The organism is Micromonospora sp. GCM10011542 (genome assembly GCF_042650685.1).
Classification (GTDB): Bacteria; Actinomycetota; Actinomycetes; order Mycobacteriales; family Micromonosporaceae; genus Micromonospora.
This window is the reverse complement of record NZ_JBHSBO010000034.1, coordinates 1-24,151: the sequence shown is the minus strand read 5'-3', so window position 1 is coordinate 24,151 and position 24,151 is coordinate 1. Positions and strand designations below refer to the sequence as shown.

Genomic DNA, 24,151 nt, shown 5'->3' with positions numbered 1-24,151 from the left:
GCCCGGGCCTCGTCGCGCTCGACGCTAGGTCGCTTCGAAGCCGCCGGCGGCCACCCGGGTCGCCGGTACCCCGGTGCCGGCCGCCGCGGTCGGCGTGTCCGCCGGTACCGGCTCGACACTCACCCCGCTGAGGATCTCGTCCACCCGCGCCTCGCGCCGCCGCCGGGCGGACAGCGCCGCCTCGAAGTCGCGCCGGGCCTGCATGGCCTCGGCGTACGCCCGCTCGCGCAGCCGGCGCGCCTCCTCCCGGGCCTCGTCCAGCGCGGTCCGGGCCTGGGCCAGCATCTCGGCCGCCTCCCGCTCGGCCGCGCCGGTACGCCGCGCGGTCACCGCGTCGCCCAGGTCGAGTCGCTGGAGCAGCCCGCTGAGCCAGGTCGCTTCCTCGCGGATCTCGTCGAACTCGCGACCGGCCCCGGCGGCGCTCTCCGCCCGCGCCGCGAGCCGGGTCAACCGGATCCCCAGTTCATCCAGGCAGGAATCCACCTGCCGCTGGTCGTAGCCGATCTCAACGACGGAGAACCTCATACTGTCGCCCCCCAGGCAGCTGGCATTACTTCCCCATCTGGATCCTCGGCGGAGCGGACGGTGACCGAGGAGGTTCGGGAAAAATGTTCAGCATGCGAGCGGCTGGGGTGCCCGGCGTGCCGCCGGGTGGTCGCCCGGGCGGGGGACGTGGACAATCCGCCCGCCGGGCGGGCGTTCAGGCGCGCTTGGGGAGCACGACCACCCGGCCGAAGAACTCGTCGATGCGGTGCACCACGTCGTTGAAGTCGTCCAGGTCGATCGGCTTGGTGACGTACGCGTTGGCCTGCAACGTGTAGCTGCCCACGATGTCGGTGTCGGCGTTCGAGGTGGTGAGCACCACGATCGGGATGGTGCGCAGGTCCTCGTCCCGCTTCACCTCGCCGAGCACCTGCCGCCCGTCCATCCGCGGCATGTTCAGGTCCAGCAGGATGACGTCCGGCCGGCGGGCACCGACGTGCCGGCCCTCGGAGCGGAGGAACTCCATCGCCTCCTCGCCGTCGCTGACCACGTCGATGACCTTGTCGACGTCGGAGTCCGCCAACGCCTCCTCGATCATCAGCACGTCGCCCGGGTCGTCGTCCACCACCAGGATGCGTACCGGCTGCGGGCTGTCTGCGCCCATCACTACCTGCCTTGGGAGTTGGTGGGGACGGGACCTCCGCGGTCACCGTGTCGGCGGGGAAATCTAGCCCATCAGGAGGCGGACTGGGACGCCGGGTCCACGAGGTCCGGTTGGTAGCCGAGGACGTCGGCTAGGCCGGTGATCCGCAGCACCCGCTCCACCCGGCCGCTGGCGCCGGTGATTCGCAGCCAGCCGCCCTCGGCGGCGGCCCGATTGTCCCCTCGCACGAACACGGCCATCCCGGTCGAGTCGCAGAAGGTGAGATCGGTCAGGTCCAGCAGCACCCGACGTTCGCCGGCCTCGGTGAGCCGGTCGATCGCGGCGGTGAGCTCGGCGGCGGTGCTCAGGTCCAGCTCGCCGGTGAGCCGCAGGCAGGCGCCACCGCCGTCGCGCCCGGCGTACCTGACCGTGAACGTCACCGTGCCCCCCTCGCTCCACCGCTGGGGTGGGACGTTTGCAGTGCGGCAAGTATACGCAGGGGAGGGTCGGACGGCCGGGGGCGGTCAGCGGCGGGCGGCGCTCAGGCCGGCCCGGCCCAGAGTCAGGGCGTGCGCCGCCCGGGGAAAGTCGTGCAACACACGCCCGTAGTGCTCCAGCGTCAGTTCCAGTGCGGCGGCGGGCACACCCCGACTGGTCAGGATGGTGACCATCCAGTCGACGAAGTCGGTGAAGAGCGAGACGTCGTCGACGTAGAGCGAGGCGGCGAGGAAATCCACCAGGTAACCGAGGTCACTGACCGTGGAGTCGAGCTGGGCGGGCGTGTAGTCGCGCGTCGCCGGTGCCCGTTCGCGCAGGTCGGCGAGCGCGCGATCGATCAACTCACTGCGACGCCTGACCAGGCTGGCGTACTCGTCGTCGCTCAGGTGGGCCAGCTGCGCCGGCGGGACCCGGCGCAACGCGCGCTCGTCGCCGACCAGGTCCGCCGCCGCCGGCGCGTCCGGCGCCCAGGCCACGCCGAGCCGGCGGGCCCACCGGCCGTCGGCGCCGAAACCGCGCCCGCCGACCACCACCGGTACGTCGGAGCGGCGGCACGCCTCGATCATCCGGTGCGCGTGCGGCAGCCGCATCGGCAGCGCGCAGGCCAGCGCCACCGCGTGGGCGTCGTGCCGGTGCAGGTACGACACCAGGTGCGCCGCCGGCACGCTGGCGCCCAGGAAGGTCACCTGCCAGCCGCGCAACCGCAGCACCTCAGCCACCAGCCGGGGCGGCAACGCGTGCCACTCGCCGTCCGTGCAGGCCACCACGACCCGGCCGCCGGTCGGTCGCGGGTTGGCGTGCGCGGCGACCGCCGCCACCACCCGCTCGCTGATGTGCGTGGCGGCATGTTCCTGGGCCACGCTCCACTCGTTGCGCGCCCACCGTTCGCCCACCTCGGCCTGGGCGGGAGCGACCAGGTCGAGCAGCACCCGCTCGGCCGGCACGCCCGCAGCCAGCAGATCGAGGGCGACGTCGATGGCCGCGTCCTCGTCGGCGTCGGCCAGGCAATCGAGGTACCCGGGGTACGCGCCGCTCGGATCGGTGGGGGCGGTCGTCGGGGCGGTCACGCTCGGGGCTCCCTCGGCTCGTCGGTGCTGGCCGGCGCGGGCACCGCGTGCAGGTGCCGGGCCGAACGCCCGCCCGGCGCCACCGCACGCAACGCCAGCACCGCGATGTCGTCGTGGTCGCGGTGCGCCAGCCAGTCGCAGGTCACCTGCTCGACCCGCTCGGCCAGCGCCGGCGCCGGCATCCGCTGGCAGCCGGTGACGGCCGTCACCAGGCGCTCGGAGCCGAACTGCTCGTCGCCGCGCCGGCCGCCACGCGCCTCGGTCACCCCGTCGCTGTAGAGCAGACAGGTCTCGCCCGGCTCCAGCCGGACCGTCACCTCGCCGACGCGCGGATCGGGCACCACGCCGATCAGCATCCCGCGCAGCGGCACCGTCTCCACCTCGCCGTCCGCGCGCAGCACCAGCGGCGGGAGATGGCCACCGCCGGCCATGGTGAGGGTCAGGCCCCCGTCGCGCTGCGGGCGGGCCACGCCGAGCACCATGGTGGCGAACCGACCCTGACCGTGCGCCTGGGTCGTCTCCAGCAACGCGTCGTTGAGCAGCCGCAGCAGCCGCGCCGGGTGCGACTCCAGCCGGTGCAGCGCCTGCAGGCACTGGCGAAGCTGGCCGGTGAAGACGGCCGCCTCGACGCCCTTGCCCGAGACGTCACCGAGGAAGAACACCGAGCCTCCGTCGGCGAGCCGGTGCGAGCCGTAGAAGTCGCCACCGATGCGCAACCCCGCCTGCGCCGGCCGGTACGCCGTACCCCACTGCACGCCCGCGCTCTCGACCGGCTCGACCGGCAGCAGGCTGGCCTGCAGGGTGTCGGCCACCTCGGCCTGGTCGCGGTAGAGCAGTGCGGTGGTCAGCGCCGCGCCGGCCCGGGCCCCGAAGGCGCGGATCAACTCGACGTCGTCCTCGTCGTACCAGCGGGTGGCACGCCGGGCGACCAGCAGCACCCCGGCCGGGTCGTCGCGGCCCGGCAGCGGTACGACCCGCGCGGCGCTGTCGACAGCGGTGAGGCCGGGCAGCCAGCCGGCGTCGGCCGCCTGCTCGACCAGCCAGTCCACCGCGTGCGGCTCGGCGCCGGTCAGCGCCTCGGCGATGGCGGCCGGTAGCTCGGCGGCGGCCAGCACGCCGGTGTCCACCATGGGCGTCTCGTCGTCGATGCGCTGGGCGCGCCACCAGCGGGCCCGCCCCGAGCGCGGGGCGAGCACCAGCACGGCGACCTCGGCCAGCGTCGGCACGGCGAGCCGGACCACGGCCGCGGCGGCGCGGTCCGGGTGCAGGGGATTACCGAGCTTCTCGCCCACCACGGCCAGGAAGGCGGAACGGGCCCGCTCGGCGAGCAGCGCGTCGGCGCGGCTGGCGCTCTCGGTGACGTCCTCGACGTACCAGCAGCACCCGGCTTCAGAGAGGGACACGTGACGGGCGTTGAGCCGGCGACCGTGGTGGGTGAAGGTGCCCGGGCAGGCGTCGGCCGACAGGTTGGACATGCCGGAGGCGGCGAGCAACTCGCCGGGCACCACCTCGGGCAGCAGCCGCTCGGCCACCGGGCTGAGGTGCCGCACGACGCCGTCGGCATCGCAGACCACCAGGCCCTCGCGGAAGTGCTCGACCACCTCCGACCAGTCGCGCGCGGAGTGCTCCCGGTCCGGGGCGAGCGGTGCGAGGGCGGCCGCGGGTCGGGCCGGGGCGTCGGCGGACCACGCCGGAGCCCGTGCCGTACTCGGCGTGGAGATCCGTCCGTCGCCCGGGTCACAGTCCCTGACGTCGGCAGCAGTCACCAGCTAAGCCCCACTCCTTGTCGTCCACCCGCAGCGCGCACCCGGCGTCTGTGGTCAAATCTCCCTGGGCCCACCCTACGCCGGTGCGCCGGGAGCGCCACCCGACAGCCGGGCTGGGGCGGGACGCCGCGTACCCGGCGGGTCCCGTCGGGGATTGTTACGATCCCCCCGATCCGGCCGGACCGGCAGCCTGCGGAAAGGCGTTGATGGTGTCATCGCATGGGCGGCAACCCGAGGCGACGCCGCTGAGCATGTCCGTCGATCGGTCGGACCCGGCCGCGCCGCTGATCCGGGTTGCCGGTGAGCTCGCGTACACCACCGCGACGCCGCTGCGCGTCGAGATCGACGAGATGCTCACCGACGCTCCCCCGGCGCTCGTGCTGGACTTCGCCGACCTGGCGTTCATCGACAGCACCGGCCTGGCCGTCATCGTGCACGCCTGGCGCGAGGGGCAGCAGGTCGGCACCGTGGTCCACCTGCGGGCGGTCCCCCGCTTCCTGGAGACGATCCTCGACATGACCGGGGTAACCGGCCTGCTCGCCCGTCCGCTGCCGGCGTCCGGGCAGCACGCCACCACCGCCTGAGCGCCCCGGGGTTTGCGACGGGCGGGTCGGCTGGGAACATGGAGGCATGTCCGCCCAGCTGTTGACCATCGAGGTGACCCGGCTCGACGCCGGCCGCGCCCGGCTACGGCTGACCGGCGAGCTGGAGTACGACACCGCGCCCGAGTTCATCGCCGCCGTCGCGCAGCTGCGCCGGGACGGCCACCAGGAGCTGCTCATCGACCTGGCCGGGGTGGGCCTCTGCGACTCGTCGGGGCTGAGCGCGCTGCTGGTGGCCCACCGAGGCGGCACCGCGCCGATCCGGCTGACCGGGGTCAACCCCCAGCTGCAGCGGATGCTGGACCGCACCGGTCTGGCCGAGCTGCTGTCCGTCGAGCATGCTGCCGGCGGTAACCTGCGCGCCACGGGCTGACCGCCGCCACCGGGCCACCCCCGGTCGGGGTGGCCCCCGACCCTGGGACCAGGGGCCGGGGGCCGGAGGAATGTCTAGGGTGCGGTCGTCGGCTGAAGTCGGGGCCGGTCGGCACGCGGCTCCCCCGCCGGGGTCTGGTCGGCATCGTCCGGGCGCCCCGAATCGGGCGTCTGGTAGAGGTAGCGGACGAACTCCCCACCCGCCTCGTTGTCGTCCGCTCCCGGCCACTGACCGACGCAGTCCACCCCGACGACCTCGCGGCCGCTGCCGTCGGCCTCCTCGAGCAGCGCCCACAGGCTCACCGGGTAGCAGCGGGTGGCATCGGGTGTGAGCTGCCAGCGCGCGTACCACCCTGGTCGGGCGGGGACGATCTCGACGATCCGCTTCATGACGACCTTCCTTCCGCGTACCTCGGAAGAACTCCGGTCCTGACCCGATCGTGCGGGCACGCTGGGTGAGCGCCCCTCACCCGCGCCGGATGAAGCCTCCGGACGCCCCTGCTGCCCGGCCGGCGGCGTCCGTTTCGGTCCCGACGACGGCGGGAAGGCGACGGGCGCAGGCACGATCCCCAGCGGAAGGGGTGTCACCAATGCGCAAGCAGATGGAGGGCGACAACCAGCGTCGCCGGGCGATCGCCCGACAAGCCCGCCAGCAGGGCAAGCAGCCCAGCGAGATCGGCGCCAGCCTGAGCGCGTCCAAGCAGCTCACCAGCCTCGACCGGGGCAGGCGCGCCGGCCCGTCGGCTGCCGGCGTCAGCAAGCCGGACGCAACCCGGGGCGGGCCGGTGCCACCGCCGATCGGTGTCCCCGACAATCCCCGGCCGCAGCAGTCGCCGGACCGCGACGTGTCCGCGGTGGGCGGCGTGGGTTACCACGAGTTGGTCGAAGACGTGCGACGCCGAGCCGGGGTCGACTTCCGGACGGCCAAGGTGGGCGCCGAGGCCACCGTGCTGGTCCTGGCCTTCGCGCTGGAGGCGGCGGAGCGGCAGCGGCTGCTCGACGCGGTGCCGACGTCCCTGCACGACGTGCTGCCGGTCGACGGCGTCGAGCGGCACCGGGACCTGCCCGGCTTCCTGGCCGAGGTGGGTCGGATCAGTGGTCGCACCCCGGAGCAGGCCCGCTACCAGGTGGAGGCGACGCTCGCCGCGCTCGCCGACCAGGACGGCGACCTGATCGAGTCGCTGCACGTACCCGACGGCCTGCGGGATCTGCTGAACCCGCCGGCGGCCGGCGGCGGCCTCGTCGGCGCGGACAGCACGACGCCGACCCTGGACGCGGCCGAGCTGCGGGCGGCCCTGGCGGACCTGCCCTACTGGTCCGGCGACGCGGACGCGCTGACCCGGGCGGTCGCGCTGCCGCCGGACAACCTGGACCGGGTCCTCGACCGGCTGGACCAGTTGCGCCAGGAGACCGGGCGCAGCCCGACCATCGCCCGGCCGGCCGCCACGGCCGCCGTGCTGACGGTGCGGAGCCGCCAGGCCGACGGGGTGACCCAACTCGACGTGGACCTCGCCCACCGCATCGACGACGCGATCGACGAGGCGGGGGCCGGGATGGCCAACGGCTGACCGGCGCGGCACGCGGGCCGGCGGGGAGCGGTGTGAGCCGCCCCGCCGGCCCGCGCCCGCATCCCGTCGAGGCCCGACGCGGGGTCGGGGCCCGGGCGGCGGGCTGCGGCGGCTCGGCTAGCGTGCCGGACATGAACCGCGCCGCCGACCGGCTGGAGCTCGTCGCCGATCCGGTCCGCCGGACCGGGCGTACGCTGCTCGCCGCCGGCGTCGAACAGTCGTACGTGGACGTCGAGGATCCCCGGCACCTGCACTTCGAGTACGTCCGGCGGATGGCCGCCGCGGCGGACCTGGCGGCGCCGGCGGGCACCCCGCTGGCCGTGCTGCACCTCGGCGGCGGCGCGATGACCCTGCCCCGCTGGCTGGCCGCCACCCGGCCCGGCTCGCGCCAGCGGGTCGTCGAGCGGGATCCGGCGGTTGTGGAACTGGTGGCGCGGGAGCTGCCGGCGCTGCCGCCGGAGGTCCGGGTGGAGATCGCCGACGCTCGGGCCGCCGTGGCGGACACGTCGGCCGGGGCGTACGACGTGGTGGTCGCGGACATCTTCCGGGCGGCCCGGATGCCCCGGCACGTGCGTACCGTCGAGTTCGCCGCCGAGGTGGCCCGCGCGCTGCGCCCGGACGGGCTCTACCTGGTCAACGTCACCGACCTGCCGCCGCTGGTGTTCACCCGCACCCAGGTCGCGACGCTGCGGGCGGTCTTCGCCGACGTCTGCCTGGTCGGCGACCGGCGGATGCTGCGCGGCCGGCGCTACGGCAACCTCGTCCTCGCCGCGACGCCCCGCCCGGACGGGCTGCCGGTCGGTCGACTGGCCACGGCGGCGCTGCGCGACCCGGTGCCCGGCGGGCTGCTGCACGGCGCCGCGCTCGACGGCTTCGTCGCCGGTGCCCGGCCCGTCACCGACGCCGCCCTCGACGTCGACCCCTGACCCGGTTTCCGCGGTGGGGGCAAACCACCTTCTCCAGCCGCTCATCCTGGCCCGCGCGGTCCGACTCAACCCGCTGACCGTCCTGGTCAGTGTGCTGCTCGCGGCGGAGCTGGCCGGCCTGCTCGGCGCCCTGCTCGCCATTCCCGCCGCCGGCATCGCCCAGGCCCTGCTGCGCGAGTACGGCCCACGGCGGATGCGTCGCCCGGTCTGACGCCCTGGTCAGCGGGCGCGGACCGGGACCTCCGGAGAGGTGCTCTCCAGCGGAACCGAGTTCGCCGGCACAAGGCCCAGCTGGACCGCGGGCCGCGGCGTCGTGGCGTCCAGCACCCAGTCGGCGCCGACCCGGGTCCGGTTGCCCGGCATGGCGAGCAGGTGGTAGCCGCGGGTGACCGCCTTGGCGAGTAGGCCGGACAGCGGGATCTGCAACGGGTTGGCCGCCGCGTCCTTGCCGCCCAGGTCGACCACCCAGCCCAGGTCGTGGTGCTTGTACGGTCGGCGCCGGCCCTGCCCGTACGACGCGACGATGTTGTACGCGGCGCGTTTGCCCTGCCGCTGGGCGTGCTGGGCGGTCATCGCGCAGATCTGTCCGGGGCGCGTCGAGTCCGGCACCGCGGCGGCGTCGCCGCACGCGTACACCTCGGGGTAGCCGGGGACGGTGAGGAACTCGTCGGTCACCAGCCGGCCGCGCTCGGTGCGCAGCCCCAGTTCGTTGACGAAGGGGTCGGGGCGCACCCCGACGCACCAGGCCAGCGTGCAGGTCGGCACGTACTCGCCGTCGGTGAGCTTCACCCCGTCGCAGGTCGCCTCGGCCACCGAGGTGCCCACCCGCACGTCCACGCCGCGCCGCTCGAGCACCCGGTGCGCGGTCTTCGACATCCGCTTGTCCATCTCGGGCAGCACCCGGGCGGCGATGTCGAGCAGCATCCAGCGGGGGCGCACGGCGAGCCGGGGGCGCTGGGCGTGCAGGTGGTCGGTGAACAACTGCCCGTGCGCGGCCACCTCGGTGCCGGTGTAGCCGGCGCCCACCACCACGAAGGTGGACCGGGCCCGCTGCTCGGCCGGGTCCTCGGCCTGCTCGGCCAGCTCGATCTGACGGACCACGTGGTCGTGCAGGAAGAGCGCCTCGGGCAGACCGCGGAAGCCGTGGGCGTACTCGGTCACCCCCGGGATCGGCAGCAGCTTGTTGACGCTGCCCACGGCGAGCACCAACCGGTCGTACGCCAGCCGGTTGCGATCCCCCTCCGGCTGGGTGAAGCCGACCCAGCGGTTCTGCAGGTCCACGTGGTCGGCCTCGCCGATGACCACCCGTACGCCCTTGAGCGTCCCGGTCAGCGGCACCGCGATCCGCCGCGGCTCGACGACCCCGGCGGCCACCTCGGGCAGCAGCGGCAGGTAGAGGAAGTAGTCGGTGGAGTTCAGCACCACGATCTCGGCCCGGTCCCGGGCGATCCGGCTCAACGTCTTCGCCGCGTGGTAACCGGCGAACCCGGCCCCCACGATCACCACACGAGGTTTCGTCATTGCGGGCCGTTTCCCGTCGCGGCCCGAGGCAAACGTCGCCGGGTGGGACGGTTGTCAGTCGGGCTGGAGCCGGAGGTGGCCGGTGGTGCGCACCGCCTCCAACTCCCACTCCCGGCCGAAGGCGCGGACCCGCGCGGCGGTGATCCGGCCCAGCTAGGGCGGGATGTCCGGGTCGAGCACCAGCCGGCCATCGAGCGGGTCGAGGCCGAGCATCGCGCGTACGGCAGCCATGCCACCCACCGTAGGAACGCCGGACACCGCCCGTCATCACCCGGTGCGGGTGAAAGCCGCGCAATATCCACCCCCGGCGATATGGACAGGCGCCACCATCAATGGGCAGGATGCCGGAATGGGATCAGACGACACCGGCGCACAGCCCACGAGGCCCACCCGCCGCACCTTCCTGTCCGCCTCCGCCGCCGCCACCGCCGCGACCGCCGCCACCGTGGCCGTGCCCGGGCTCGCCACGCCGGCCGCCGCCACGGGCGCCACGCCGCCGGGCCCCGGCCGGCCGATCCGCCCGCAACGGCCCGACCGGGACCTGCGCGACCTGCTGCGCCAGGTCGACCCACGACGGGTCGAGGCCATCGTTCGCCGGCTGGCCGCCTTCGGCACCCGGCACACCCTCTCCAGCCAGGACGACCCCCACCGGGGAATCGGCGCCGCCCGGGACTGGATCTTCGCCCGCCTCCAGGAGTACGCGGCCACCTCCGGCGGCCGGATGACTGTGGAACTCCAGTCGTACATCCAGCAGCCGGCGTCGCGGATCCCCACCGCGACCCGGATCACCAACGTGGTGGCGACGCTGCGCGGCCAGTCGTCGCCGAACCGCACCTACGTGGTGACCGGGCACTACGACTCGCGGGCCACCGACGTGATGGACGCGGTCAGCGACGCGCCGGGCGCCGACGACGACGCCTCCGGGGTGGCCGTGGTCATGGAACTGGCCCGGCTGATGGCCACCCGGCCCACCGCCGCCACCGTGGTGTTCGCCGCGGTCGCCGCCGAGGAGCAGGGCCTGTACGGCTCGGCGTACCTGGCGCAGCAGCTCAAGGCGGCCGGCGCGGACGTGCAGGGCATGTTCAGCGACGACATCGTGGGCAGCAGCACCGCCGACGACGGCACCCGCGACCCGTACGCCGTGCGACTGTTCGCCGAGGGTGTGCCGACGGCGGAGACCCCGGCGGAGGCGAGCACCCGGCAGTCCGTCGGCGGCGAGAACGACTCGCCGTCACGGCAGCTCGCCCGCTTCGTCTGGGACGTGGCCGAGAACGACGCGACCGGCATGCGGGTGCGGGTGATCTACCGGCGCGACCGCTACCTGCGCGGCAGCGACCACATCTCGTTCCTGCGCGAGGGGTGGCCGGCGGCGCGGTTCACCGAGCCGAACGAGGACTTCGCCCACCAGCACCAGGACGTCCGCGTCGTGGACGGGCAGCAGTTCGGCGACCTGCCGGAGTTCTGCGACTTCGAGTACATCACGCGGGTCGCCCGGGTCAACGGCGCGGCCCTGTGGTCGCTGGCGCAGGCACCCGGTACGCCCAAGGGCGCGATCATCGTGACCACCGACCTGACCAACAACACCACCCTGCGCTGGCAGCGCGGCGACGAGCCGGACCTGGCCGGCTACGAGGTGGTGTGGCGGGAGACCACGGCCGCCGAATGGCAGCGGGTGATCGCGGTCGGCGACGTCACCCAGGTGACCATCGACCTGTCGAAGGACAATGTCTTCTTCGGCGTCCGGGCAGTCGGCCGCGACGGCCTCCGCAGCCCCGTCGCCTTCCCCAGACCGGGCGCCTGACGCGGCCCCGGCTCGGGCCGGTGCGGCATGATCGACAAGGCTTTCTGGTCACCGGGGTGTCCGACCCGCCGGGATGCCCCGGTTCCCAGGATGTCGAGTCGATCAATAGGCCGCTGAGGTGTCACGGCCATCTGAGACTTCCCGCCGGCCTCAGGTGGCCGTCGGGGCGGTGATGGCCCAGCGTTCGTGGTCGCGCCAGGCGCCGTCGATGAACAGGTAGTCCGGGGAGAACCCCTCCAGCCGGAAGCCGAGCTTGCGGGCCACGCGCTTGGACGGCTCGTTGCCCGGCTGGATGTTCGCCTCCAGCCGGTGCAGGCCGAGCGCAGTGAACGCATGGTCGACGGACAGGGCGACGCCCGCCGAGGCGTGCCCGGTGCCGCTGTAGGGCAGGAACGCCGCGTACCCGAGATAACCGCCACGCAGCGCACCGAGCACGATCCCGCTGATGTTGACGTACCCGGCGATCTCCCCGCTGGCGCGATCGCAGATCAGGTAACCGGAGCTGTCCCGGCGACGGATCCGGCGCAGATACTGGTCGTAGTCCGCGGTGTTGCCCGGCGCGGCCAGCCACGGGTGGTGCAGCTTACGGCTGCGCCCGACCGCGGCGAGGAACTCGTCGGCGTCGGTGGGCCGGGGGCGGCGGATGCCGGCGGGACCGCCGGTGCGCAGGTATCTCACGGCGGAACACTCTCGCCGACCCACCCGCCCCCTGTCCAACCGCGCACGCCCACGCCCGGCCCGGTCCGGGCCGCGGCCCCGAACGCGCGCCACGTCAGCCGAACGAGGCGGTGCTCTCGCGGGGCAGGACGGTATGAGGGGCGGTGATCTCGGTGACGGCCGCGTCCGGCTGGTCGATCCGGGCGGCGACGCGGGCCACGGCCTCGCGGGCGAGGAAGCCGGTGTCGACGGAGACGGTGCTCAGCGTCGGTCGGGAGTAGCGTCCCTCCTCGATGTCGCCGATGCCGATCACCGCGACGTCGGCGGGCACCCGCAGGCCGGCGTCGAAGGCGGCGCGCATGGCGCCAATGGCCAGGGGGTCGGAGTAGCAGAACATGGCGTCGGGGCGGTCCGGGCGCGCGAGGAGGGCGCGGGCGGCGCGGTAGCCGTCGGCGCGGCGGTGCCGCGACGTGGGCAGCGGGTGACCGGGCACGGGCGCCAACCCGGCCCGCCGCAGCGCCCGCTGGTAGCCGACCGTGCACGCCCGCGGCACGGCGGCGGACGCGGTGGGGTACGCCCCGATGGCCGCGATCCGTCGACGTCCGGCGCGCAGCAGGTGCGCCGTGGCGTCCTCGGCGGCCCGGGCGGCGTCGACGGTGATCTGGTCGCAGCGTCCGTCCCGGGCCTCGCCGCCGACCAGCACGACGGGTCGACCGGCGGCGACCTGGGCCTGGACCAGTTCGGCGGGTGCGAGGGGCGCGCTGAGCAGCACGCCGTCGACCGGCACGTTCCGGTCACCGCCCAGGGGCGGCGTCGCGTCCTGCTCGATGACCACCCGGTAGCCCTGCCGCGCCGCCGCGTGGACGACCTCGCGGGCGAGAGCGTCGCCGTACGGCACGTCGGCGTCGGGCACGACCAGGGCGAGGACGCCGGTGCGGCCGGTACGCAGTGTCCGGGCGAACACGTTGGGCCGGTAGCGCAGCTCCGCGATGGCCGCGTCGACACGGCGGCGCATGGCGGGGCTGATGTGGGGATAGTCGTTGACCACGTTGGAGACGGTCTTGACCGACACACCGGCCAGCCGTGCCACGTCCTTGAGCGTGGAAGCCACGACCCGCCCTCCCCCGACGAACGTCACACCGGCAAAACCGCGGTGTAGTTACGACCCTGGCAGGCGATTTCACACCTGTCAAGGCGCTACGGTGGTGTGAATGGGAGGGGGTGGCCGGTGGAGGACGACACCGCGGTCCCGGCCGCCGTGCGGCTGGTCCGGGATTTCGTGAACACCTACGAGCCGCAGATCGACGACGAGTCGCTGACCAGCCCCGACCAGCTCCGCGACTGGTTCGCCGACCGGCGGTTGCTGCCGGCCGACGCACACCTCGGGCCCGCAGACCTCACCGTGGCCATGACGATCCGGGAGGGGCTGCGTGCCGTACTGCTCGGCCACGCCGGTCACCACGGCGACCCGGCGGCGATCGACCAGCTCAACCGGGCCCTGGCCGACGTGCCTGTCGCGCTGCGCTTCGCCGACGACGGTCCCCGCCTGGTCGCCACCGCGGGCGCACCCCTCGGGCGGGCGCTGGGCGGACTTGTCGACGCGATTCGACAGTGCGGCGAGCAGGGGACCTGGCCACGGCTGAAGGTGTGCGCCCGCGACACCTGCCGCTGGGCCTACTACGACGCCTCGCGCAACCAGGCTCGCCGCTGGTGCTCGATGGCCGGCTGCGGCAACTACGTCAAGATGCGGCGGGCGTACGCCGCCCGCACCGGCCGCACCCGGGCCGCGAGCGATGAGGGCGCGCAACCGGCCCAGTAGACGACACGTGACGAGGGGCACGGGGCGGACCAGCACGGAATCACGGCCGCTCCCGGAGGGGTTCTACCTACGCCGAGCACCCGCCGGCACGGTCACCAAGTCGCAGAGGAGACGATCCGATGCCAACGACCCAGGACGGGCCCGACCGCGCAGCAGTCGTGCGCAACGCCCGGTTCGGCAAGCTTCCGAAGCGGATCCGCCCCGAGGAGATGGTCGAGGAACAGGCGGCCACGGTGCCGGACCCGGCGCGGGACATCTACAACCCCGACGACTGGCTCGTCCGCCACGCCGTCTGAGGCAGAGCAACCACGCAACGGAGGATCCCTGATGCGCCTTCCCAAGAACCTGATCTCACTGTCGGTGGCGGTCCTCGCGCTGGCCGTGCCCATCGCTTGCTTCGCCCAGGTCTTCTGACGACCCGGGCCTTCTGACGACAGCCACACCCCGGCCGGCTACAGCGGGCTGGGGTATGGCTGGTCCATCGGCAGGGGGACCTGGAGGAACGTGGTGCCGCGCAGGTCCAGCCAGGCCCGGTCCGGTGCGCGGACCAGGCGCAGCATCACCTCGTCGCAGGACGGGCAGCGCCCGACCAGGCCGGGCGCGTGCGCGAAGACGTGCAGGCTGGCCATCGGGCCGGTCATCCCGCAGTTCTCGCAGCGGCCCATCGCGGTGCTCAGGTCGATGGCGAACAACTCGCGCAGCGGGCCGTCGAGCATGTTGCCGTCCAGGTACGACATCTCGGTCATCTCGGGTCTCCTCGACGTGCTGAGCGGAAGTGGTCAGCCGGTGGGGCCGAAACGTTCGGTCTTCACCCGGCGGGACGGGTGGCCCAGCGCCACCAGCAGGTCGGCCACGGCCTCCACGAACCCGGTCGGGCCGCAGACGTAGGTGAGCGGTTCCAGGTCCGGCGGCCAGCCGTGGGTGTTGACGTCGGCCAGCCCGATCCGGTGCGGCTCGCCGCGCCAGCCCTCGGGTGCCTCCCGGGTGTAGACGTACGCGACGTCCAGCCCGAAGTCGTCGCGTACCCGGCGGCGCAGCTCGTCGCCGTAGATCGCGTCGCGCGGGCTGCGTACCGAGTAGAGCAGCCGGAACGGCACCCGGCTGCCGGCCAACCGGCGGGCCCGGATCATGGCCATCAGCGGCACGATGCCGGAGCCGCCGGCCAGCAGCTGCACCGGGGCGGTCTCCTCCGGCCGCCAGATGAACCAACCGCCCAGCGGGCCGCGTATCTCCACCGGGTCGCCGTCGCCGTAGACGTCGATGAGGTACGGCGACACCTCACCGTCCGGCACCCGCTGCACGGTCAACTCAATCCGCGGCCCGCCCGGGCCGTCCACCGCCGGCCCGGCCACCGAGTACGAGCGGGCCGCCTGGTAGCCGTCCGGTGCGGTCAACCGCACGTCGACGTGCTGCCCGGGCAGGTGCCCCGGCCAGTCCGGCACCTCCAGGACCAGGGTGTGCGCGTTCGGCGTCTCCACCCGGCGCTCCACCAGCCGGCCGACCTGCCAGCCGATCGGGGCACGTGCCGGGGTGCCGGTGGCGACGGCGCGCTCAGTCACCCGCGTACCGCTGTTCGCGCCACGGGTCGCCGTAGTCGTGGTAGCCGGCGGTCTCCCAGAACCCCGGCTCGTCCATCGTCTTGAGCCGGATGCCGCGCACCCACTTGGCGGACTTCCAGAGGTACAGGTGGGGCACCAGCAGCCGGGCCGGGCCGCCGTGTTCGGCCGGCAGCGGGCTGCCGTCGTAGGTGTGCACGACCCAGGCCCGGCCGCCGCGCAGGTCGTCCAGCGGCAGGTTGGTGGTGTACCCGCCGTAGGAGTGCGCGAGTGCGAAGTGCGCGCCGGTGTCCACGCCGTCGAGCATGGTGTCCAGCGAGACGCCCTGCCAGGTGGTGCCGAGCTTGGACCAGCGGGTGACGCAGTGGATGTCGACGGTCGGCGTCTCCTGCGGCAGCGACATCAGCTCCGGCCAGGTCCACCGGTACTCGATGCCGTTCTCGGTGGAGATGACGAACTCCCAGGTGTCCAGTGACACCCGGGGCGTCGGGCCGGCCGAGAGCACCGGAAAATCCTCGGTCAGGTACTGCCCGGGGGGCAGGGCCGGCTCCTGCGAGCGGGGCCGGCCCTGGAAGCCCGGTGACACGATTCCCATTGCACAGTCGTACCACCCGCGCCGGTGGGAGCGGAGCCTTTCCCGCGTACCCCTCCGCCCCCGGCGTGGCGTGGTCAGTGCCGCTCGGCGACCACCTCGCGGTCGCCGGTCTGCCCGCCGCGGGTGGCCCGCAGGCTGGTCAGGGTCACCACGACCAGCACCCCGATGATCACGCCGAGCGAGGCGAGAGTCGGAATCTCCGGCACGCCGCTCCAGATGCCGTGCGCCCAGTGCAGGCCCAGCTTGAGGCCGATGAACGCCAGGATGATGGCCAGGCCGTAGCTGAGGTGCACCAGCCGGCTCAGCGCGGCGTGCAGGACGAAGTAGAGCGCCCGCAGGCCGAGCAGGGCGAACGCGTTGGTGGCGAAGACCAGGTACGGGTCCTCGGTGATGCCGTAGACGGCCGGCACCGAATCGACCGCGAACACCACGTCGGTGGCCAGCACCGCGACCACCACCAGGGCGAACGGGGTGAGTGCCCGCTTGGCGCCCTGCCGCACGGTCATCCGGGTGCCGTGGTACTCGTCGACCACCGGCATGAACCGGCGCAGCAGCCGCACCGAGCGCATTCTGTTGATGTCGACCTCCTGCTCGTGCCCGGAGAGGGCGTCGCGCAGGAGCTTCACCGCGGTGGCGATGAGGATGATCGCGAAGAGCAGGAAGGCGAAGTCCAGCGTCTGCAACGCCGCCGCGCCGAGGGCGATGAAGACCGCGCGCAGCACCAGCGCGCCGGCGATGCCGTAGAGCAGCACCCGCTGGGCCAGCACGGCCGGCACCGCGAACGCGGCCAACAGCAGCATGAAGACGAAGAGGTTGTCGACCGAGAGGGACTTCTCGACGAGGTAGCCGGTGAGGTACTGCACGCCCTGCTCGGAGCCGTAGCGGGACCAGATCCAGGCGCCGAACGCCAGCGGCAGGGCGATGTAGAACGCCGACCAGCCGAGCGCCTCCCGCATGGACACCTCGTGCGGGCGGCGGGTCACCAGGAAGTCGAGCACCAGCAGGACGAGCACGCCGACGATGGTCACCGCCCAGAGGGTCGGCGTGCCCACCGACGACAGGTCACCGGCCGCGGCCAGGTACGACACTTCACTCATGGGGCCTCCTCGAACACCGTGTCATGTTCGAGGTCTCCTTCACCCACCGATCGTGGGCAACCACCCGAGGCGCGCCGGGCGCGCCGTACTGACCGGAATGGTTCGTGGGAAGTACTCCCCTCGCGTCACAAGGCTAGGCCAGGCTCAGTCCCAACACCAAACGTGACCGTCGATAGTTGCCCTGTGCAACCGCTGGGTACGACCCCTCACCCGGCCTCCACCGCGGCCAGCACGGCGGCCACGTCCAGGTCGGCCATGCAGGCCGGGCCGGCCCGGTCCAGCGGGCAGCGCGCCTGCCACCAGCACGGCTGCTCGGTGATGGCGGTCGGCTGCCGGTGCGGGCAGTCGGGCAGGCCCTGCAGGTCGATGCCGCCCATGCCGTACCGCCGCGCGTCGGTGGGCCCGAACAGCGCCACCGTCCGCGCGCCCGCCGCGGCGGCCAGCCGCACCGGCCCGGTGTCCGGTCCGACCACCACGCCGCCACGGCGGGCCAGCGCCGCGAACTGACCGGCCAGGGTGGGCAGATCCGCGCGGGGCAGCGGCACGCCCGGCGGGTCTGGGTCGTCTGGCGGGCCCACGGTGAGCACCGGGTGCCCGCCCCGGGTGAGCACGTCGGCCAGTCGCCGCCACTGCCCGCGCGGCCAGTGCTTCACCGCCATCCCGGCGTCGGTCACGAGCACCACCGGCGGCGCGGGCGGGTCACCGACCAGCCGGGCTACCGCCCGCTCCCCCGCCCGGCGAGCGGGGTCGGTCAGGTGCACCCGGGGTCGGGCCGCCCGGTCGGCCGCGGCCAGCAGCCCCTCGGCGTGCAGGATCTCCAGGTAGCGCTCCCCCACCGGCTGCTCCGGCGGCGGGCTGCGCCACAGGTTGGTCACCGCCCGGCCCGCCGCCGCCTCCAGCAACTCCGGGATGCCGTCGTAGCGGGTGGTGCTGACCGCCAGGTCGGGCGGATGCGCGGCCAGCGCCTCGGTGACCGCCGACCGCTCCGCGCCGGGCCGGCCGTGGCGCGGGGTACGCACCTCGGCCACCGCCGGGTCGGCGCGGACCAGGTCCGCGCCCGGCTCGTGGGTGAGCACCCGCAGCCGGGCGTCCGGATGGCGCCGGGCCAGCCCGTGCACCGCCGGCAGCAGCATCAGCAGGTCGCCGATCCCGCCCAGCAGGTCCACCACCAGGATCTCGGCGTACCGGTCAGCCACCGTGGCGGCCCAGCGTCCGCGCGTACAGGTCCCGGTGCGCGGCGGCGACCCCCGGCCAGGAGTACGCGGCGGCGAAGGTCCGGCCGCGTTCGGCGAGCCTCCGGCGCAGCACCGGATCGGCGAGCACCCCGCCGACCGTCCGGACGATGGCCGCGCTGTCCCGCCGGGCCGGGATCACCGCCACCGCGCCCTGCCGGTGCGGCTCGTCGTCACCGGAGTCCGGCACGGTCACCGCGGTCGGTACGCCGTGTGCCAGCGCGGCCAGCAACGCGCCGCTCTTGGTGTCCACCCCCGCGGTGAACGGCAGCACCACCGCGTCGGCGGCGCGCAGCGCGGCGGAGACCCGCTCGGCCGGCACGTGGCCGGTGAAGGTGACCGCGTCCGCCACCCCGCAGCGGACCGCCAGCCCGCTCAGCTCGGCGCGGAACGCGCGGGCCTCCGGCTCCGGCAGCGCCTGCGAGGTGAACCCGCCGACCACGAGCAGCCGCAGGTCCGGATACGAGCGACGCAGCTCGGGCAGCGCCTCGATCAGGTACCGCACCCCCTTGACCGGGTGCACGAAGCCGAAGAACACCAGCAGCGGCGCTCCCTCGGGCAGGCTCAACTCGGCGCGCAGCCGCCACCCCGCCGTGGCCGCCCCCTGCGGCTCGGCCACGTTCGGGGCCAGCGGGACGTGCTGCGGACTGCGGCCGGTGCGCGCCCGCACCGCCGCCGCGTGCCCGGCGTTGGTGACGATCACCGCCGCGCTGGCCGGTACCAGCCGTCCGGTTTCCCGATCCCACAGCCGCAGCCGCTCCACCGCGGACCAGACCGGGCCGGGCAGCCAGCGGGGCGCGGCCCACCAGCCGTACTCGTGCACGGTGGTGACCAGGGGGACGCCGCGCGGCAGCCGCAGCGGCAGCAGCCCCGGCTGGCCGGAGAACCGGTACGCCGCCGGCGCGAACTGCACGTGCACCAGGTCCGGGCGCAGCCGGCGTACCTCGGCGGCGGCGCGTCCGGTCGCGGCCCGCCAGCCGCCGCTCGTACCGTCGCCGCCGACCGGCACCGGGCTCACCGCGACGCCGACGTCGGCCAGGGCGGCGACCAGGTGAGCCACGTAGTCGGAGACGCCGTCGCGGTCCGGACGGCCGGGACCGTGCAGCATGGCCACGCTGATCCGGTCGTCGACCATGCCACCTCCGACGTCGGTTCGCCCGTGCACACGCTGCCGGTCCGGCGCCGACCACTCAGCCCCGGCGCAACGTCGCGCCCGGGGCCATCGCCGGCTCCACCAGGCCCCGGTAGTCGCGGGGCATCTGGGTGGCCACGTCGTCGAACTCGCCGCCGCTGATCGCCTCGCGCAGGGTGGTGAAGACCGCGCGGACGGCGTCGCGGGCGGCCGGTTCCTCGACGTGGGCGCGCAGCGCGACCCGGGCGACGAACTCGGCCGCCCCGAACCGGTCCGCCGACTCGGTCCGCGGGCTGGGCTTGAGCACCATTTGCAGCGGTCTGGGCAGTTGGGCGGCCAGGTCCAGCACCTCACCGCCGGTCAGCCGCTCGGCGAGGGTCTCCAGCACGGCGCGGGTCAGCTCCACCGCCTGCTCCGAATCCGCCCGGGTGCGCTGGGCGACCTGGTCGACGAAGGTGTCGTAGTTCATCGCGTACTCCCTGGGGATCGCGTCCGGGCGCTGCGGGTACCCGCGCCGGCCACGGGGAAACGGCGCCGCATTCGTCCGCGCGGCCGTGCGTGACGGGCCGGCGGACGGGTAACCGCGCCCGGACGTGACCGCATCGACGCCCCGAGGAGCCCATGCCATGGCGAGCTACGCCGACGTCCTGCAGTACCTGTCGAGCCTGGACTACCCGGCCGAGAAGGACGACGTGGTGCGCGAGGCCGAGCGGGAGGGTGCCCCGCCGGACGTGCTCAAGGCGTTGCGGGCGCTGCCGCCGGTGGACTACGCCAACGGCAACGAGGTGGCCCGCTCCGCCAGGACCGACACGGCCCCCGAGGTCGGCCGTTCCCAGCGGGCGGCACAGGCCCGGGAGCCGCACACGCGGGTATCGCAGCACCTGCGCGGTATCTGACCCGCAGCGTGGCGGGCGGGTCCGTGCCGCGTGAACGGCGCGGGTGACCGGCGTGGGTGCGCGGTCCCGGCCACCGGAGGGGCACACCTCGGCGGCGACCCAGCTCGCCGTGGTCGGGGTCGTCGGGGTCATCGCCGGCGGCCTCTTCGCCGCCCTGGTGTCGCCGTCGCTCGCACCGCTGGCCGGCTGGGACGTCGCCGCGCTGAGCTGGCTGATACTGGTGTGGCACAAGTTGTGGCCGATGGACGGCCCGCAGACCGCTCGACTCGCCGTCCATGAGGACCCCAACCGGGCGGCCCGCGACGTGGTGCTGCTGATCGCCTGCCTGGCCAGCCTGCTGGCGGTGGGGCTCGCGGTGGCCAACGCGCGCTCCGCGCCCCCCGGCCCGCACCGCGACCTGTACGGCGGACTGGGCGTGTTCAGCGTGCTGCTGTCCTGGCTGGTCGTGCACACCGTGTACGCGGCCCGGTACGCCCGGATCTACTACATGGGACCGGACGGCGGTGTGGACTTCAACCAGTCGGAACCGCCCTGTTACTCCGACTTCGCGTACATGGCCTTCACCATCGGTGCCACGTTCCAGGTCTCGGACAACAACCTGACCAGCACCGAGATACGCCGTGCGGTGCTGCGGCACTCGATGGTGTCGTACGGGTTCGGCGCGTTCATCATCGCCGTGACGGTGAACCTGCTGGCCGGTCTGGCGGGCTGAGCGGTGCCAGCTCAGGCCGATCTGGGTCTGGCTGGCCGGTTTCACCGTTGGTCTGGCCGGTTTGGCCGTCGTGCCGGGACAGGCGGGCGCCCCCGGGTCACGAACCGCGACCGGGGGCGCCACGCAGACCTGTCCTGGCGGCAAGCCGCACCCGAACCGGGTCGCGACCACCAGGCGGTTGATGTTCGCCCGAACCGGGCGGGCATCACTGCCGGGATCATCATACGACACAACATCATCCGTACGGATGATTTTTCGGCGACTGTGGGCCAGGGCACGTCACAGGTTGTCGGTGACCTCCGCGTACCGCCGCTCCAGGTCGACCCGCGCGAGGGCCCCCACCAGCCAGGCCAGCCGCTCGGACTCGCCGCTGCCGGCCAGCCCCGCCAGGTCGTCCGCCGAGCGGCCCAGTCCGAGCCGGCGGGCAGCCGCGAGGGCCCGCCGGTCGGCCACGGGCGCAACCTCCCGCCACAGCGCCTGCGCCTCGCGCAGGAACAGGTCGATCACCTGGTCGTCCACCCCGGGCAACTCCGCGAGCAACTCCCGCTCGCGGGCCGGGTCATGGTGCGCCACCGAACGCAGGCGGCGCAGGTCGCCCCGGTACCGCTCGACGACGGTACGGGCCAGGTCGCCCAGCGCGACGGCCAGCGCGTCCACGTCACCGCGCTGGCCGCTGTCGCGCAGCACCCGTACCCGGTCCTCATGCAGCGAGCGGGCCAGCCGGGCGGCGCTGTCCCAACCCGCGTCGCGCAGCGCCCCCGCCGCGTCCACCGCCCGCCGGAAGTCACCCCGCCGGGCCAGCAGCATCGACAGGTACAGCACCTGGAACAGACTCGACGGATTGTTGATGACCCGGAAGCCGTACTGCTCGGCGAAGCCCCGTCCGCTGCCGGCGAGCCGGCGCACCAGGCGCTTCCTGTCCTCGGTCCGGGTGATCACACTGGTCGGCATGCCGGCGACTACCCGCGCCACCGCCGGTCACACGCCGTAGGCGGCCCGGCGCGGACCCGGGGGTACGCGCTCGCGCGGTACCCGCCGGGGACGCGCCGGGCGGGCCTCCCCGCCGAGACGCGCGCCTGGCGGGCCTCCCGTCGCGCGGTTGCGGCGGCTCCTTCCGGTGGGTCGCGGGTCAGCCGTGCAGGTTGCCGGTGCGGTCGCGGGCCTTGAGCCGGGTGGTGGGCAGGGCGGGCGCCAGCAGCGGCGGAGCCGGATCGTCGGCGACCACACCGAAGCGCCGACCGGCCATCCAGTCCTCCCGGGCCGCGACGACCTCCTCGTGCGAACGACCGACGAAGTTCCACCACATCACCAGCGGTTCCTCGAACGGCGTCCCGCCGAGCAGCAGCAACCGGGCGCCGTTCCCGCCGCGCACGGTCAGCTCCGTGCGACCGGAGCCCAGGTAGAGCAGCGCTCCCGGCTCGAACCCCACCCCGTCCGCCTCCGCGGAACCGGACATCGCCATCAGCGCGTACTCGAAGTCGGGCCGCAGCGGCAGCGTGGCCGGCGTCGGACCGCTCAGCTCCAACTGCGCGCCGAGCAACGGGGTGTGCACCACCGCCGGCGACCGCTCGCCGGCCATCTCGCCGACCAGGAGGGTGACGTCCAGTTCGCCGTCGCGCCAGCGCGGCAGGTCCTCATGGTGGGCGAAGTCGGCGGCGCCGGCCCGCGCCGGGTCCGGCAGCGCCACCCAGAGCTGCACACCGTGCATCACCGGCGGGTGCGTGTCCGGGGACCGCTCCGAGTGGGCGATGCCGTGCCCCGAGGTCATCACGTTCAGCTGGCCGGGCCGGATCGGCTGGACGTTGCCCAGGCTGTCGCGGTGCAGGATCTCCCCGTCCAGCAGCCAGGTCACCGTCTGCAGCCCGGTGTGCGGGTGCGGCGGCACCTCCATGCCCGGCCGCTCGGCCACGTCGTCCGGCCCGAAGTGGTCGACGAAGCACCAGGCCCCGACCATGCGGCGCGGTCGTTGCGGCAGCAGCCGCCGGACGGTCGTGTATCGGCCCAACGGCACGTCGTGGCCGAGCAGCAGCACGCTGCCGGGATCGACGTCGGCCACACCCGGTGGGCGGGTCTCCGCCAGCATTGATTCAGTACGCTCCACCGCCCGACTGTACGCTCAGCCCCACCCACGCCTCACCCGCTTCCCGCAGGGGTGGTCCCAGGTCACAAGGTCCGGGCGTGGCCGGTCGAGGGGCCGGGCCGGTCAGGGTCCGGCCGGTAGCACCGTCACGACGTGGGCGCCGGCAACCAGGTCGACGAAGAGCCGGTCCACCGACCGGTCCCACCCCGGCGTACTCAACAGCGCACCGGCGGCCACGCCCACCTGGCGGTCGTCGCCCAGCACCACCGAACCGACGCCGGCCGCCGCGCGTACCCGCACCGGCGGTTGACCGGGTACCTGGATGTCGAGCTGGTTGGTCCCGCCGGTCACCCGCACGGTCACGGTTCCGCGGACCGGTGGCAGGAGCAGATCGGTACGGGCCGAACCGCCGGCCAGCTCCACCCCGCGCAGCCGGGCCTCGGTCAGGTCCAGCACCTGGCTGCTCACCCCGCCGGCGAGCTGAAGACGCCAGTCGACCCGCACGTTGAGCAGCACCCGCACGGCCGCCGGCCCCGATTGACCGGTGGGCGTCAGCCGGAGCTGGACCCGGTCACCCCGTACCTCCGGCCCGGGGACCACGCCCGATCCGGCCGGGCTGCTGATCCAGTACAGGTCGTCGCCGAGATCGCTCACCTGCAGTTCGAACAACGACAGCCCATCGGCGAGCACGAAGGTGGCCTGCCGGCGGCCGGCCACGGGCGCGGTCAGCGTCTGCTCGGCGGCCGCGGCGGGCACTTCCCGTTAACCAGGTACGGCAACTGTCCAAGATCTACGGTGTGCCGGTGGCTGGTGCGTGCGTGATCAGCTGTGGATATGCCGCTGGCCGGCACCCCGTGTTCGGGTGCCGGCCAGCGATCATGTCGTGCTGTCATCCGTTCGTGCTGTCGCGTGGTGGTGCTGTCTGTCGTGCCGTGGTGTGTCAGTGCCTGTGTCAGTTCCAGTGCTTGGCGACGAGGTCGGCGGCCTGCTGCTCCCACTGAGCGTAGGCATCCGGGTAGGCCGAGACCTGCACGGTCTGCGCGGCGTCGGTCAGCGGCATGTCCTGCCAACCATCAACCTGACGCAGGCCCTTCAGGAACGCCGTCGTCGAGTACTGCGGGTCGGTGA

Annotated in this window: 29 protein-coding genes; 10 read left to right on the top strand and 19 right to left on the bottom strand. The window is 73.9% G+C overall.

Annotated elements, in window-relative coordinates; translation table 11 throughout:
- Window positions 1–24: 24 nt before the first annotated feature.
- From ACFOW4_RS12610 to ACFOW4_RS12590, 5 genes are all read right to left on the bottom strand, one after another.
- A complete protein-coding gene (locus ACFOW4_RS12610; protein ID WP_377527311.1) occupies window positions 25–525 on the bottom strand; it encodes an ATPase in 501 nt (166 codons plus the stop codon).
- A 175-nt stretch (window positions 526–700) separates the two neighbouring features.
- Entirely contained in the window at window positions 701–1,147 is a 447-nt protein-coding gene (locus tag ACFOW4_RS12605; RefSeq protein WP_377527310.1) for a response regulator, read from the bottom strand.
- Window positions 1,148–1,218: 71 nt separating this feature from the next.
- Window positions 1,219–1,566, bottom strand: coding sequence for an STAS domain-containing protein (locus ACFOW4_RS12600; protein ID WP_377527308.1), 348 nt, complete (start codon window positions 1,564–1,566; stop codon window positions 1,219–1,221).
- 84 nt (window positions 1,567–1,650) lie between these two features.
- Window positions 1,651–2,691 (bottom strand): B12-binding domain-containing protein, encoded by a 1,041-nt coding sequence (locus ACFOW4_RS12595; protein ID WP_377527306.1) that lies wholly within the window; start codon window positions 2,689–2,691, stop codon window positions 1,651–1,653.
- On the bottom strand, window positions 2,688–4,457 hold the full coding sequence (locus ACFOW4_RS12590) for a SpoIIE family protein phosphatase (protein WP_377527305.1): 1,770 nt from the start codon (window positions 4,455–4,457) through the stop codon (window positions 2,688–2,690). The genes ACFOW4_RS12595 and ACFOW4_RS12590 overlap by 4 nt, the downstream gene beginning before the upstream one ends.
- Before the next feature lie 251 nt (window positions 4,458–4,708).
- Between ACFOW4_RS12590 and ACFOW4_RS12585 the strand changes: the two genes are divergently transcribed.
- Both ACFOW4_RS12585 and ACFOW4_RS12580 read left to right on the top strand, forming a co-directional pair.
- Window positions 4,709–5,041: an STAS domain-containing protein gene (locus ACFOW4_RS12585; protein WP_377527303.1), complete on the top strand. Its 333-nt coding sequence runs from the start codon at window positions 4,709–4,711 to the stop codon at window positions 5,039–5,041.
- Window positions 5,042–5,087: 46 nt separating this feature from the next.
- Entirely contained in the window at window positions 5,088–5,432 is a 345-nt protein-coding gene (locus ACFOW4_RS12580) for an STAS domain-containing protein (RefSeq protein ID WP_377527302.1), read from the top strand.
- 74 nt (window positions 5,433–5,506) lie between these two features.
- Here the strand turns inward: ACFOW4_RS12580 and ACFOW4_RS12575 are convergent, their stop codons facing one another.
- Window positions 5,507–5,821 carry a hypothetical protein gene (locus ACFOW4_RS12575; RefSeq protein ID WP_377527301.1) on the bottom strand — a complete coding sequence of 105 codons (315 nt, stop codon included), beginning with the start codon at window positions 5,819–5,821 and terminating at the stop codon, window positions 5,507–5,509.
- A gap of 200 nt (window positions 5,822–6,021) precedes the next feature.
- On the opposite strand from ACFOW4_RS12575, the gene ACFOW4_RS12570 reads away from it, so the two are divergent.
- The 3 genes from ACFOW4_RS12570 (at window position 6,022) to ACFOW4_RS12560 (ending at window position 8,136) form a co-directional block, all read left to right on the top strand.
- Window positions 6,022–6,999, top strand: a complete 978-nt coding sequence (locus ACFOW4_RS12570; protein WP_377527299.1) for a DUF2267 domain-containing protein — start codon at window positions 6,022–6,024, stop codon at window positions 6,997–6,999.
- A 131-nt stretch (window positions 7,000–7,130) separates the two neighbouring features.
- Window positions 7,131–7,925, top strand: coding sequence for a spermidine synthase (locus tag ACFOW4_RS12565; protein ID WP_377527297.1), 795 nt, complete (start codon window positions 7,131–7,133; stop codon window positions 7,923–7,925).
- A gap of 13 nt (window positions 7,926–7,938) precedes the next feature.
- Window positions 7,939–8,136, top strand: a complete 198-nt coding sequence (locus ACFOW4_RS12560) for an AI-2E family transporter (RefSeq protein ID WP_377527295.1) — start codon at window positions 7,939–7,941, stop codon at window positions 8,134–8,136.
- An 8-nt stretch (window positions 8,137–8,144) separates the two neighbouring features.
- Here ACFOW4_RS12560 and ACFOW4_RS12555 read toward each other — a convergent pair whose 3' ends face one another.
- Window positions 8,145–9,446 carry an NAD(P)/FAD-dependent oxidoreductase gene (locus ACFOW4_RS12555; RefSeq protein WP_377527294.1) on the bottom strand — a complete coding sequence of 434 codons (1,302 nt, stop codon included), beginning with the start codon at window positions 9,444–9,446 and terminating at the stop codon, window positions 8,145–8,147.
- Window positions 9,447–9,795: 349 nt separating this feature from the next.
- Here ACFOW4_RS12555 and ACFOW4_RS12550 point away from each other — a divergent pair, with 349 nt between their 5' ends.
- Entirely contained in the window at window positions 9,796–11,247 is a 1,452-nt protein-coding gene (locus ACFOW4_RS12550) for a M20/M25/M40 family metallo-hydrolase (RefSeq protein ID WP_377527292.1), read from the top strand.
- 150 nt (window positions 11,248–11,397) lie between these two features.
- Here ACFOW4_RS12550 and ACFOW4_RS12545 read toward each other — a convergent pair whose 3' ends face one another.
- Window positions 11,398–11,925, bottom strand: a complete 528-nt coding sequence (locus ACFOW4_RS12545) for a GNAT family N-acetyltransferase (protein ID WP_377527291.1) — start codon at window positions 11,923–11,925, stop codon at window positions 11,398–11,400.
- A 94-nt stretch (window positions 11,926–12,019) separates the two neighbouring features.
- A complete protein-coding gene (locus ACFOW4_RS12540; protein WP_377527289.1) occupies window positions 12,020–13,015 on the bottom strand; it encodes a LacI family DNA-binding transcriptional regulator in 996 nt (331 codons plus the stop codon).
- A 117-nt stretch (window positions 13,016–13,132) separates the two neighbouring features.
- On the opposite strand from ACFOW4_RS12540, the gene ACFOW4_RS12535 reads away from it, so the two are divergent.
- Together ACFOW4_RS12535 and ACFOW4_RS12530 are read left to right on the top strand one after the other, a co-directional pair.
- The gene (locus ACFOW4_RS12535; protein WP_377527288.1) at window positions 13,133–13,723 is read left to right on the top strand and encodes a CGNR zinc finger domain-containing protein; all 591 of its coding nucleotides are present in this window, start codon (window positions 13,133–13,135) and stop codon (window positions 13,721–13,723) included.
- Window positions 13,724–13,842: 119 nt separating this feature from the next.
- A complete protein-coding gene (locus ACFOW4_RS12530; RefSeq protein WP_377527287.1) occupies window positions 13,843–14,019 on the top strand; it encodes a hypothetical protein in 177 nt (58 codons plus the stop codon).
- A 156-nt stretch (window positions 14,020–14,175) separates the two neighbouring features.
- Here the strand turns inward: ACFOW4_RS12530 and ACFOW4_RS12525 are convergent, their stop codons facing one another.
- The 7 genes from ACFOW4_RS12525 to ACFOW4_RS12495 form a co-directional block, all read right to left on the bottom strand.
- The gene (locus tag ACFOW4_RS12525) at window positions 14,176–14,469 is read right to left on the bottom strand and encodes a DUF6510 family protein (RefSeq protein WP_377527285.1); all 294 of its coding nucleotides are present in this window, start codon (window positions 14,467–14,469) and stop codon (window positions 14,176–14,178) included.
- A 33-nt stretch (window positions 14,470–14,502) separates the two neighbouring features.
- Complete coding sequence (locus tag ACFOW4_RS12520) at window positions 14,503–15,282, bottom strand: ferredoxin reductase (protein WP_377527284.1); 780 nt, start codon at window positions 15,280–15,282, stop codon at window positions 14,503–14,505.
- Entirely contained in the window at window positions 15,275–15,874 is a 600-nt protein-coding gene (locus ACFOW4_RS12515; protein ID WP_377527282.1) for a sulfite oxidase-like oxidoreductase, read from the bottom strand. The genes ACFOW4_RS12520 and ACFOW4_RS12515 overlap by 8 nt, the downstream gene beginning before the upstream one ends.
- Before the next feature lie 74 nt (window positions 15,875–15,948).
- Entirely contained in the window at window positions 15,949–16,971 is a 1,023-nt protein-coding gene (locus tag ACFOW4_RS12510; RefSeq protein WP_377527281.1) for a TerC/Alx family metal homeostasis membrane protein, read from the bottom strand.
- Between the two features lie 206 nt (window positions 16,972–17,177).
- Window positions 17,178–18,167, bottom strand: a complete 990-nt coding sequence (locus tag ACFOW4_RS12505; protein ID WP_377527279.1) for a glycosyltransferase family 9 protein — start codon at window positions 18,165–18,167, stop codon at window positions 17,178–17,180.
- Complete coding sequence (locus tag ACFOW4_RS12500; RefSeq protein WP_377527278.1) at window positions 18,160–19,338, bottom strand: glycosyltransferase; 1,179 nt, start codon at window positions 19,336–19,338, stop codon at window positions 18,160–18,162. Before ACFOW4_RS12500 ends, ACFOW4_RS12505 begins: the two co-directional genes overlap by 8 nt.
- Window positions 19,339–19,393: 55 nt before the next feature.
- Window positions 19,394–19,804 carry a DUF2267 domain-containing protein gene (locus tag ACFOW4_RS12495; RefSeq protein WP_377527276.1) on the bottom strand — a complete coding sequence of 137 codons (411 nt, stop codon included), beginning with the start codon at window positions 19,802–19,804 and terminating at the stop codon, window positions 19,394–19,396.
- Window positions 19,805–19,961: 157 nt separating this feature from the next.
- On the opposite strand from ACFOW4_RS12495, the gene ACFOW4_RS12490 reads away from it, so the two are divergent.
- Together ACFOW4_RS12490 and ACFOW4_RS12485 are read left to right on the top strand one after the other, a co-directional pair.
- Complete coding sequence (locus ACFOW4_RS12490; RefSeq protein ID WP_377527275.1) at window positions 19,962–20,231, top strand: DUF2795 domain-containing protein; 270 nt, start codon at window positions 19,962–19,964, stop codon at window positions 20,229–20,231.
- Between the two features lie 52 nt (window positions 20,232–20,283).
- On the top strand, window positions 20,284–20,943 hold the full coding sequence (locus ACFOW4_RS12485; protein ID WP_377527273.1) for a DUF1345 domain-containing protein: 660 nt from the start codon (window positions 20,284–20,286) through the stop codon (window positions 20,941–20,943).
- 279 nt (window positions 20,944–21,222) lie between these two features.
- Here the strand turns inward: ACFOW4_RS12485 and ACFOW4_RS12480 are convergent, their stop codons facing one another.
- The 3 genes from ACFOW4_RS12480 to ACFOW4_RS12470 form a co-directional block, all read right to left on the bottom strand.
- Window positions 21,223–21,894 carry a hypothetical protein gene (locus tag ACFOW4_RS12480; RefSeq protein ID WP_377527272.1) on the bottom strand — a complete coding sequence of 224 codons (672 nt, stop codon included), beginning with the start codon at window positions 21,892–21,894 and terminating at the stop codon, window positions 21,223–21,225.
- Window positions 21,895–22,072: 178 nt separating this feature from the next.
- On the bottom strand, window positions 22,073–23,044 hold the full coding sequence (locus ACFOW4_RS12475) for a pirin family protein (RefSeq protein ID WP_377527270.1): 972 nt from the start codon (window positions 23,042–23,044) through the stop codon (window positions 22,073–22,075).
- Window positions 23,045–23,146: 102 nt separating this feature from the next.
- Window positions 23,147–23,779 carry a hypothetical protein gene (locus ACFOW4_RS12470; protein ID WP_377527269.1) on the bottom strand — a complete coding sequence of 211 codons (633 nt, stop codon included), beginning with the start codon at window positions 23,777–23,779 and terminating at the stop codon, window positions 23,147–23,149.
- Window positions 23,780–24,151 lie beyond the last annotated feature (372 nt).